We start from the raw sequence: 9,460 nt of genomic DNA, 5'->3' as shown, positions 1-9,460 counted from the left end.
CATCGGCAATGCGGTCTATTCCGCCGCCGAGCTGAAGACGATGCAGGAGGTCATCACCCTCACCGTCTTCGCAGGCTTTTCCGTGCTCTGGCTCAAGGAGCCGCTCGGCTGGAACCATGCGATCGGTTTCGCGCTGATTGCGGCCGGTGCCTTCTTCATCTTCCAGGGCAAGGCGTAAACAGGATGGCTAATCTCCCTTCGCCCGGACATCCCGCGGTCTCCGCCTATCTCGGCAATGGCTATGACGGCGTCGTCGGCATGTCGTCGCGCTTTGCCGCGGCGATCTGCGCGCGGCTGCTGCGCCTGCAAACCGAGGAAGGGCTGCATGGCCCGGTTGCCGAGATCGGCGCCTTCGAGGGACGCTTCTTCATCGCTCTCGCCCACGCGCTCGAGCCGGGCGAGGTCGCTCTCGGCATCGATATCTTCGAGTGGCCGAATCCGGAGGTTGAACAACGCTTCGAGGCGAATTGCCTGAAGCACGGCATCGGCCCCGAACGGCGCGTGACGATCAAGGGCGATGCGGGAGCGATGGCGCCAGCCGACCTGCTGAAGCACACCGGCGACGCGAAGCTGCGTCTCATCCATATCGACGGCGAGCATTCCCGCGTGGCGCTCGCCAGAGATCTCGCACTCGCCACCGCCTGCCTGGCCGATGGCGGGCTGATCGTTCTCGATGACATGCTGCATCCCGGCTACCCGACGCTGATGGTCGCGGTGCAGGCCTATCTCGATGCACACCCTCAGATTGTGCCGCTCTGCATCATCGACCGTGAGACGATTGTCGGGGCCACCAAATTCGTGCTCTGCGAACAGCACTGGTTCGAGCGCTACCAGGCTCGGATGCTCGATATCTTCAAGGAGCAGATCTGGCCGCTGGGCGCCGACTTCGAACCGCATTGGTGCCTGGTGCTGTCGCTCGACACCCGGCTGGCGGACATCACCTGAGCTGCCGGCGCACTGCCTGCCGTATGTCATTCCGGACACGCCGCTATAGCGCTGCCGTCCGGAACGTCGGGGTCCGTGCCGGGCTCAAGAATGGTTTCCGGCCTTCAGCTTCGCTGCGGCCGGGATGGCCGTATCACTCCCGACCACCTAGGAAGACTGCCGTGAAGAAAGCGATCCTCGTCGCCCTATCCATCTTGAGCCTCTCGACGCCGGCACTCGCCGGCCCGACCTGCAGCCCGAGCTACGACCGCGCCAGGATCCTCGCCTCCGCCAGCACAGGCGACGTTCACCCAACCTGGCGCGGCGGAAAGCATGTCGGTTACGGCTGGTCGCTGCAGGTCAAGCGCAACGCCCGCGACGACGCCGGTACGTCCTATTATGTCGGGGATCTCTATGACACGCGCGGTCAGCTCTCGACGCGCAATGCCTTCGTCATCGAGAACGAATGGGATTGCGGTCCCTGACGCGCCCGCTCCGGCGCTTACCGCGCCGGCCTGACCCGCAGGATCTTGCCGTTGGCATCATCGCTCAGCAGGTAGAGATAACCGTCGGGGCCTTGGCTGACGTCACGAATGCGCTCGCTGAGCGTGGTCAGCAGCTTCTCCTCGCCGGTGACCGTCTCGCCCTGCGTCGAGAGGCGGATCAGCATCTGCCCGGCAAGGGCGCCAACGAAGAGAGAGTTTTTCCAGGCCGGCCAGATTTGCCCGGTATAGAAGGTCGCGCCCGACGGCGCGATCGACGGGTCCCAGTAGAACAGCGGCTGCTCCATACCGGGTTTCGATGTGCCCTCACCGATCTTCGCCCCGGAATAGTCGATCCCGTAGGTGATCACCGGCCAGCCATAGTTGAGCCCGGCCTTCGGCGTGTTGATCTCGTCGCCGCCGCGCGCGCCATGCTCTGCGGTCCAGAGCTGCCCGGTCTCTGGATGCAGCGTCGCGCCCTGCACGTTGCGGTGGCCGATCGACCAGATCTCCGGTTGCCAGCCCTCCTTTTTGGGATTGCCCGCCGCCGCCTTGCCCTCCGGGCTGATCCGCAGGACCTTGCCAAGGTGATTGCCCGGGTTCTGCGCCTGATCGCGCTGGCTGAAGCGGTCGCCCACCGTGACKAACAGCGCGCCCGTCCGGTCGAAGACCAATCGCGAGCCGAAATGCATGTTGCTGTTGATCGTCGGCATCTGCCGGAAGATCACGCTCATCCCTTCGAGCGCGGTGCCGCCCGCATTGAGACGCCCGCGCGCGACGCTGGTGCCGTTTCCATTGGCGCGCGGCTCCGCGAAAGAAAGATAGATCAGCCGGTTCTGGGCAAATTGCGGATCGAGCGCGACATCGAGCAGCCCTCCCTGCCCGCGTGCCATGACGCTCGGCACGCCCGCGATCGGCCGCGAAATCTCGCCCGCGGCGGAAACCAGCCGCAACCGGCCCGGCCTTTCGGTCACGAGCATGCGCCCGTCAGGCAGGAAGGCGAGGCCCCAGGGATGCTCCAGACCGTTCGCCACCGTCTCGACGACCAGCTCGCCCGCGCTCGATGGAAAGCGCTGCTGGGCATCGGCCGTCGCCGACAGTGCCAGGACTGAAAGCGTGGCGCTGAAGCAGGCGGCAAGAACACTGTGGCGCATGGAACTCTCCCTGTCGTAGCGGAACGTCAGTGAGGCAAAACGCGCGGAATCACCACTCGGTTGCTTCGAGCTCACGCCGAAGTGAAACGATCGCCTGGGTCTCGTCGAGCGCGACGTCGTCGCTGGTCACGGCCTGGCCGGCCGCGACATCCCGTTTGAGCTTGACGCCATGCGCGAGCCCGATCGGCAGGGCGCGGACTTCGCGGCTCGCCCGCGCCGGCATCAAGCGGCCATAGACCGTGTAGCCGCCCTCTCCGTCCAGCATCTCGCCGGCCTTGAGATCGCGCTTGGCCACGGCAGCAGCGTCTCCGCGCCACTCGCGGGTGCTGCCCGTCGGCTCGCCGCGCAGGGCCGCGTTGAGGACCGACATCGAAAGCTCCAACCCGATCAGGTGGAACGGCTTGTACATCGCCGCATATTGGCCGGTGGAATCGGTCGGCAGGCCGTATTGCTTGAAGCAGGCCGCGGCGTAGTCGTTCGGCGCCTTCAGCACGACATAGACGCCCCAGCGCAGGTCGCGAAACACAGGCCGCCCGTCACGCTCGAGCGAAGACACCACTTCGACCATGCCGTCGCGATCGAGTTKCCCCCCGACCGCCTTCGGCCGCAGCACATGGGCAAGGTCGTCGACGCCGACGGGCGGGAATGCGAGGCCGGCCTCCGGCACGTCGAGCCCGCAGGCATTGGCGATCGCCGCCATCTCAATCGCCGACTTCGTTCCATCGAGGAAGGAGTTGAACATTTGCGGGTTCATGCCCGCCGCCTTGGCCGCCTCGGGCGTCAGCCCGTAATGGGTCCAGACATCGTCCGGCGTGACCTGATGGTAGGCCGGCAGATATTTCGTGCCCTTGCCAGCCGCGGCAACCGTGAATCCGGTCGCACGCGCCCAGTCGACCATCTCCGAGACAAGCGCCGGCTGGTCGCCATAGGCCATGGAATAGACCACGCCCGCGGCCCGAGCCCGGGTCGCGAGCACCGGGCCGACCAGCACGTCAGCCTCGACATTGACCATCACCACATGCTTGCCAGCCGCAATTGCCGCCAGTGCATGGCGTGCGCCGGCGGCGGGATGGCCGGTTGCCTCGATGACTACCTCGATACCGTCCATCGCAGCCGCCTCGGCGCCGTCCGCGACATAGCGGGTCGCCTCGATGCGGGCCTCGTCCCAGCCGACCTGCCGGCACGCGCGCTTCGCCCGCTCGGGATCGAGATCGGCAATGACAGCGACCTCCAGCCCCGCAATATGGGGCACCTGCGACAGGAACATCGAACCGAACTTTCCGGCCCCGATCAGTGCGACGCGTACGGGCTTTCCTGCGTCGCGGCGGGTGGCGAGAAGTGGCATCAGGTTCATGACGACGCTCCGGTGTTCAATGATCTCGGGCAGAGTCACGCGCGTCGATCCGGCAACAGCGAAGCCGCCAGCCCCAATCCGTCATCGGATGCAAGACGGATTCGGGGCTCGAGCGGCCAGGCCACATGCCCGGAATGACGGAGGCGGACTGAACGATGACGCCGGTTATTCCGGCTTCACGCCGGCATCGGCGATGATCTGCTTCCAGGTCGCGATCTCCTGGAGGTGATAGGGCTTGAACGCGGCGGGATCGCGCACCTTCAGTGTGAAGCCGAGCTTGAGGATCGCCTCGGTTATGGCAGGCTTGGCGATCGAGGCCATGACTGCCTTCGAGAGCGTGTCCAGGATCGGCTGCGGAACCGCGGCAGGCGCGAAGAAGGCCGCCCAGGAATCGGCGTCGGCATTGCTGACCCCCTGCTCGCGCAGGGTTGGGATATCCTTGGCGCGCGGATTGCGCTCCGGGCTCGCCAAAGCCAGCGCGCGCATGCTGCCGGCGTTGATCTGCTCCAGCACGCTCGGCAGCGTCGAATTGGCGATGTCGATGCGCCCGCCGATGATCTCCTGCACCAGCGGCGCAGCGCCGCGGAAGGGCACATGCGTCATCTTGATGCCGGTGCGCTGCATGAACAGTTCCATCGCCAGATGCGAGCCGGAGCCGACGCCGGTGGAGCCATAGTTCAGCTTGTCGGGATCCGCCTTGGCCAGCGCGATCAGCTCGGCAATGGTCTTGGCCGGCAGGTCGTTGCGGACGACGAAGGCGTGTTCGAAGGCGCCGACGCCGCAGAGCGGCGCAAAATCCTTCACCGCATCGTAGCCGGGCTCCTTCAGCAGGAACATGTTGTTCCCATGCGTCTGGTTGTTGCCGAAGATGAAGGTGTAGCCGTCCGGTTCGGCCTTCGCCACGGCGCGCGTGCCAACCGCCCCCGATGCACCGGCACGGTTGTCGACCAGCACGTTCTGGCCGATCGAGGTCGAGAGATCCTGCGCGACGAAGCGGGCAATGGCGTCGGTCGGCCCACCCGCCGGATAGGGAACGACCAGCGTGATCGGCTTCGACGGGAACGTCTGCGCCCGAACGATGGCCGGAGCAAAGGCGGCACCGGCAATGATGCCGAGCGTGGAGCGGCGGGTAAGCGACATGAAGGTCCTCCGGGGTGCCCGATTTGGAGACTGGGCTTGCCGCGAGAATTACGGGCAAAGGCGCCATGCGTCCAGCGGCAGGTGCCGGCGCCGCGGGAGGCTGTAGCCTGCGCTCAGCGAGCAACGGGGAACGAGCCGCCCATGACCATCCGCATCGAACGCGACGGCAAGGTCGCGACCGTCATTCACAGCCGCATCGAGGCCCGCAACGCGATGGATCCCGACAGCGCCGAAGCGCTGACAGCCGCCTTCCGCGAACTCGACGCCGATCCTGAAACGGGCGCCATCGTGTTCTGGGGCGAGGGCGGCGCCTTCTGCGCAGGCTGGGACCTGAAATATGCGCAGGCCTTCACCGATGCGGAGCGCTTCCGCACGGAGATCGTCGAGGGACTGGCTTTTCCCCATGGCGGTGGCCCGGCCCCACGCGGCCCGATGGGCCCCTCGCGGCTGGAGATGGGCAAGCCCGTGATTGCGGCCATCGAAGGCCCGGCGGTGGCTGGCGGGATGGAACTCGCCCTCTGGTGCGATGTCCGGATCATGGCCCAGGACGCCTATTTCGGCGTCTATTGTCGGCGCTGGGGTATCCCGTTGATCGACGGCGGCACGGTGCGCCTGCCCCGCCTTGTCGGCCAGGGCCGTGCGCTCGAGATCATCATGACCGGGCGCAAGGTCGCAGCCGACGAAGCCCTGCGGATCGGGCTCTGCGAGACAGTGGTTCCGCGCGGAGAAGCCCGCGCCGCCGCCGAGGCAATGGCGCAGCAGATCGTCCGCTTCCCACAGGGCGCCATGCTGGCCGACCGCCGCAACGCGATTGCCGGGCACGGCCTCGGCGTCCGCGAGGCGCTGGCGCGGGAATGGGCTGGAGCCGTCGAGACCATCGTCCGGGAAGGTGCGGCCGGAGCCGGACGCTTCGCCGGCGGCAAGGGGCGTGGCGGCGACTTCGAGGATATTTGAAGGCTGCCTCTGTCTCGGCCGGGCCGGAATGGCACGCGGTTTCAGCTCGGTCTCCAGGCCCTACCCGCCGAACCCCGCCCGCTTCAGCCGCTGCACCGCGACGTCGAGTGCCTGCAGGAAGGCTGACCGGTCCTTCTGCGAGAAGGGTTTCGGCCCGCCGGTCACCGCCCCGGCGGCACGCAGATCCTCCATCATGTCGCGCGTCGCCAGCGCCATGCCGATCGAGGCTTCGGTGAAGGGCTTACCTGTCGGCCCGATGACATCGGCTCCGGCCTTGATGCAGCGATCGGCAAGCGGGATGTCGGAGGTGATGACGACCGCACCGCGCGCCACCCGTTCGGCGATCCAGTTATCGGCGGCATCGAACCCGTCGGACACGATCACCCGTTCGATCCAGTTCTCGCGCGGCACCATCATGAAGCTGTTGGCGACGACGAAGACCTTGAGCCCATGCCGCTCGGCCACGCGATACACCTCCGGCTTCACCGGACAGGCGTCGGCATCGACATAGATCGCGATGGTGCTGGGGCTTGGTTCCATGGGGGTCAGCGCATCGCAGGGAACGGCAGGGCATGCAAGGACGGCTTTATGCCGGCCTTATGCGGCAGCGCGTCTTCCACATCGCAAGCTTAGCGGGAGCGGACCTACATCTCGACAATCGATGGAGGTCGAGATGACGACTGATACCGCCTACGCCCATACCTCTCACCAGCGCCGCGCCCGCGCGGTCTATCGCACCGTGGCGCAGAAGCGGCCGGCGACCGGCCTGCTCGCGGCAGAGCTTGCTGCACTGGCCTGCTTTGCGCTCGCGGCCGCCGGCTTCATCGGCCTGCGCGCCTGGCTGTTCCTGCCGAATTGAGCGCTGCGACATGGGACAATCCACGCCGGTCCAGCCGCTCGAAGGAGCGAGCCATCTCTTCCTTGTCGGGCAGTCGAAGCACGGTTTCTGGGTCGCCCGCGACCTCGAAGGCCAGTCCGAAGGCATTTTTCGCGAGAAGAAGGATGCGGTCCGCTTCGCCATGTTCGAGGGCGGCCATCCCAACGCGGTGATGCTCTCGCCCAACGCGGTCGAGCCCAGCTTCGGCATGGGAGTACGCTGATCCTGATCCAGTCTGACGATGCCGTATCTGCTTCGGCCGGGCGCAAGCCCGGCCGCTTGCTTCATGACACCGGCCATTCCCTTTGGGACCACATCTCGACCGTTGAAGCGGCCTACCGAAAGAACCTGCAACGGCCGATGGACCGGCGGCTTGAAAGGGAACTCTACGCCATCTTCCTCGCAGCAGCCGGGGCGCTGATCGATCAACTCGTCGAGGTCGGCATCGACGATCCCGGCGATATCGCCCGGCGGCTGAATCGTCGCGGCTTTCCCTGCTGGGGCCGTCCGCGCTGGAGCACGGGAAGCGTCGCAACGATTACGCGGCGCCGGCGCATGGCGGAGGCGCATGATGATGTCGCCCAGGCATCAACCGGGCGACGCGAGATATCCCGAGAAACCGCGTGCACTTCGGCCGGCGCTGGCCTAGGCTCGAACTCTGCTTCGATGTGACAGAGTCCGGCTACCGCCCGGGCCGACCGCGGCAGCCGAAAGCCGGCCGCAGAATGACCGAAGACAGCACGAGTTTCACTGCACAGCGCCGCTTTCGCGCAACCACTCCGAGTATGTCGGTATCCGACCAGGACTGCCGATCTGCCCGTTGACCTGAGAAGGGGCGCAGCCCGCGCCCCTCGAAGCGAGGAATGAGACGATGGCAAAGGGTGAACAACGCGGCAACCGCGAAGCCAAGAAGCCGAAGAAGGACAAGCCGAAGGTCTCGGCAGCGGCCCCTTCGACCTTCGCTGCCGTGGTCGCAAAGGCCGCGGCTCCGCAAAAGAAGAAGTGAGGCGCCGGCAGCCGCTGCCCTGCCTCGCAGGGCCGGCTTTTCCCGACCGCAACGCACCGCCGACAGGACACAGATGATACGCTTCAGGACGATCGAACCGGAGGCGGCGGCGAAACTCACTGCGCCGTCGGCAGCCTCCGCTCAGCCCGCATCAGCCAAGGCCGGGGCACTGGCGGCTGGCTCCAGCAGTGCTGAGGCAGCGGCACAGGAGCTGCCTCAGCAGAAGCCCGTCCGGGCGAAGAAGCAGGGCGCAGCCCGGCTCTTCGACGAATAGCTCCGGGGACCTGCTCGTCAGGCCTCGATGACCTCGTCGGTCCAGACCCTGAAACCGACCAGCGTGTTCGGCCCGAAGGTGGTCGTGATGGCGACATCGGCCGCGTCGCGGCCGCGCGCGATCAGCACCCGGCCGATCCGCGGCACGTTATTGCGCGGGTCGAACATCTCCCAGCCACTGCTCAGGTAAGCCTCGAAGGACGCTGCGAAATCGCCCGGCGGAAACGGGGGAGGCGTGCCGACGTCGCCGAGATAGCACGTGCAATAGCGCGCCGGGATGTTCATCGCCCGGCAGAACGCGATCGCGAGATGCGCATAGTCGCGGCAAACGCCACGCCCCTCGCGATAGGCCTCCGACGCCGTCCGCGTCACGCTCGCATCATTGTAGTCGAAGGCGATGCGCTGGTGCACGAAGTCGCAGATCGCCTGCACACGCGGCGCGCCCGGCAGCACATGGCCGAAGAGCTGCCAGGCCAGATCGAGCAGGCGGTCGCTGTCGCAGAAGCGACTGGCGAGCAGGAAGACCAGGCACTCCTCCGGCAACAGCTCGACCGGGACCTGCCCTGTGTCGTGACGGACCGTTTCAGGCAGTCCGCTGTCGTTGATCACGGCATCGGCCGAGATTCGCACGCGCCCTTGCGGCGCCACCAGCCGGCTGCACCAATTGCCGAAACCGTCGCGATAAGCGCTGACGCGGACCGGTGGATCGAGGCGCATGTGGTCTGGCTCGTCCAGCTCGGACACCCGGCTGAAATGCACATGCAGCATCAGGATCATGGGGGTTGGCTGCGGAAAGTCGTAATCGAGCTCGTAGCCGATCCTGAGTTTCACGTGATGCCTTCTGCGCGACACTCCGCGCTGGTCACTGGTTGCGCCCCTAAGGGGGCGTCCGGCACCATGCACCTTTCGAGCCGGGATGGCACTGATGGGCTTGGCCCTCCCTCGCCAGCTTATGCATGCGCATCATTCACATTGCTGCTGCCAGCCATGACGCACTCTTGCTTGCGGTGCCGGCTCGCGCGCCCTAAACCACGCGCGCGCCATGTGGCGCTATCCGAAAGCTCCGCCGGAGATCGATCATGGCCTTTCTTGCCGATGCCCTGAAGCGCGTGAAGCCGTCCGCGACCATCACCATCACGCAGAAGGCGCGCGATCTGAAAGCCCAGGGCAAGGACGTGATCTCGCTTTCGGTCGGCGAGCCGGACTTCGACACGCCCGATAATATCAAGGAAGCCGCCATCGCCGCGATCAGGCGCGGCGAGACGAAGTACACGCCGGTCTCCGGCATTCCGCAGC

At 66.3% G+C, this 9,460-nt stretch carries 14 protein-coding genes and 1 pseudogene; 10 read left to right on the top strand and 5 right to left on the bottom strand.

From position 1 onward, the window contains the following. From AC1D34_RS28325 to AC1D34_RS28315, 3 genes are all read left to right on the top strand, one after another. Positions 1-178: DMT family protein (locus tag AC1D34_RS28325; RefSeq protein WP_476826000.1), on the top strand; the 178-nt coding region annotated here is incomplete at its 5' end. A 5-nt stretch (positions 179-183) separates the two neighbouring features. Next, positions 184-945: a class I SAM-dependent methyltransferase gene (locus AC1D34_RS28320; protein WP_476825999.1), complete on the top strand. Its 762-nt coding sequence runs from the start codon at positions 184-186 to the stop codon at positions 943-945. A gap of 161 nt (positions 946-1,106) precedes the next feature. Then, positions 1,107-1,409, top strand: coding sequence for a hypothetical protein (locus AC1D34_RS28315; RefSeq protein ID WP_476825998.1), 303 nt, complete (start codon positions 1,107-1,109; stop codon positions 1,407-1,409). Positions 1,410-1,426: 17 nt separating this feature from the next. Here the strand turns inward: AC1D34_RS28315 and AC1D34_RS28310 are convergent, their stop codons facing one another. The 3 genes from AC1D34_RS28310 to AC1D34_RS28300 form a co-directional block, all read right to left on the bottom strand. Beyond that, positions 1,427-2,560, bottom strand: coding sequence for a PQQ-dependent sugar dehydrogenase (locus AC1D34_RS28310; protein WP_476825997.1), 1,134 nt, complete (start codon positions 2,558-2,560; stop codon positions 1,427-1,429). A 49-nt stretch (positions 2,561-2,609) separates the two neighbouring features. After that, entirely contained in the window at positions 2,610-3,914 is a 1,305-nt protein-coding gene (locus tag AC1D34_RS28305; protein WP_476825996.1) for an NAD(P)H-dependent oxidoreductase, read from the bottom strand. Positions 3,915-4,079: 165 nt separating this feature from the next. Beyond that, the gene (locus AC1D34_RS28300; protein ID WP_476825995.1) at positions 4,080-5,054 is read right to left on the bottom strand and encodes a Bug family tripartite tricarboxylate transporter substrate binding protein; all 975 of its coding nucleotides are present in this window, start codon (positions 5,052-5,054) and stop codon (positions 4,080-4,082) included. 141 nt (positions 5,055-5,195) lie between these two features. Here AC1D34_RS28300 and AC1D34_RS28295 point away from each other — a divergent pair, with 141 nt between their 5' ends. Beyond that, a complete protein-coding gene (locus AC1D34_RS28295; protein ID WP_476825994.1) occupies positions 5,196-6,008 on the top strand; it encodes a crotonase/enoyl-CoA hydratase family protein in 813 nt (270 codons plus the stop codon). Between the two features lie 60 nt (positions 6,009-6,068). Here the strand turns inward: AC1D34_RS28295 and AC1D34_RS28290 are convergent, their stop codons facing one another. Further along, positions 6,069-6,548, bottom strand: coding sequence for a YaiI/YqxD family protein (locus AC1D34_RS28290; RefSeq protein ID WP_476825993.1), 480 nt, complete (start codon positions 6,546-6,548; stop codon positions 6,069-6,071). 133 nt (positions 6,549-6,681) lie between these two features. On the opposite strand from AC1D34_RS28290, the gene AC1D34_RS28285 reads away from it, so the two are divergent. From AC1D34_RS28285 to AC1D34_RS28265, 5 genes are all read left to right on the top strand, one after another. Further along, entirely contained in the window at positions 6,682-6,867 is a 186-nt protein-coding gene (locus AC1D34_RS28285; RefSeq protein WP_476825992.1) for a hypothetical protein, read from the top strand. Positions 6,868-6,877: 10 nt separating this feature from the next. After that, positions 6,878-7,108: a hypothetical protein gene (locus AC1D34_RS28280; protein ID WP_441489434.1), complete on the top strand. Its 231-nt coding sequence runs from the start codon at positions 6,878-6,880 to the stop codon at positions 7,106-7,108. A 137-nt stretch (positions 7,109-7,245) separates the two neighbouring features. Then, positions 7,246-7,557 carry a hypothetical protein gene (locus tag AC1D34_RS28275; RefSeq protein ID WP_476768539.1) on the top strand — a complete coding sequence of 104 codons (312 nt, stop codon included), beginning with the start codon at positions 7,246-7,248 and terminating at the stop codon, positions 7,555-7,557. A gap of 199 nt (positions 7,558-7,756) precedes the next feature. Further along, the gene (locus AC1D34_RS28270) at positions 7,757-7,891 is read left to right on the top strand and encodes a hypothetical protein (RefSeq protein ID WP_280114129.1); all 135 of its coding nucleotides are present in this window, start codon (positions 7,757-7,759) and stop codon (positions 7,889-7,891) included. Positions 7,892-7,964: 73 nt separating this feature from the next. Then, entirely contained in the window at positions 7,965-8,165 is a 201-nt protein-coding gene (locus AC1D34_RS28265) for a hypothetical protein (RefSeq protein ID WP_441505245.1), read from the top strand. Between the two features lie 17 nt (positions 8,166-8,182). Here AC1D34_RS28265 and AC1D34_RS28260 read toward each other — a convergent pair whose 3' ends face one another. Then, positions 8,183-8,995, bottom strand: a complete 813-nt coding sequence (locus AC1D34_RS28260) for a transglutaminase-like domain-containing protein (protein ID WP_476825991.1) — start codon at positions 8,993-8,995, stop codon at positions 8,183-8,185. Positions 8,996-9,243: 248 nt separating this feature from the next. On the opposite strand from AC1D34_RS28260, the pseudogene AC1D34_RS28255 reads away from it, so the two are divergent. Then, positions 9,244-9,460, top strand: a pseudogene (locus tag AC1D34_RS28255) (aspartate transaminase); the annotation flags it as partial.

The organism is Allobosea sp. P1_A7, assembly GCF_056406775.1.
The sequence above is the reverse complement of the archived record's forward strand: the minus strand, read 5'-3'. Positions and strand labels throughout refer to the sequence as shown.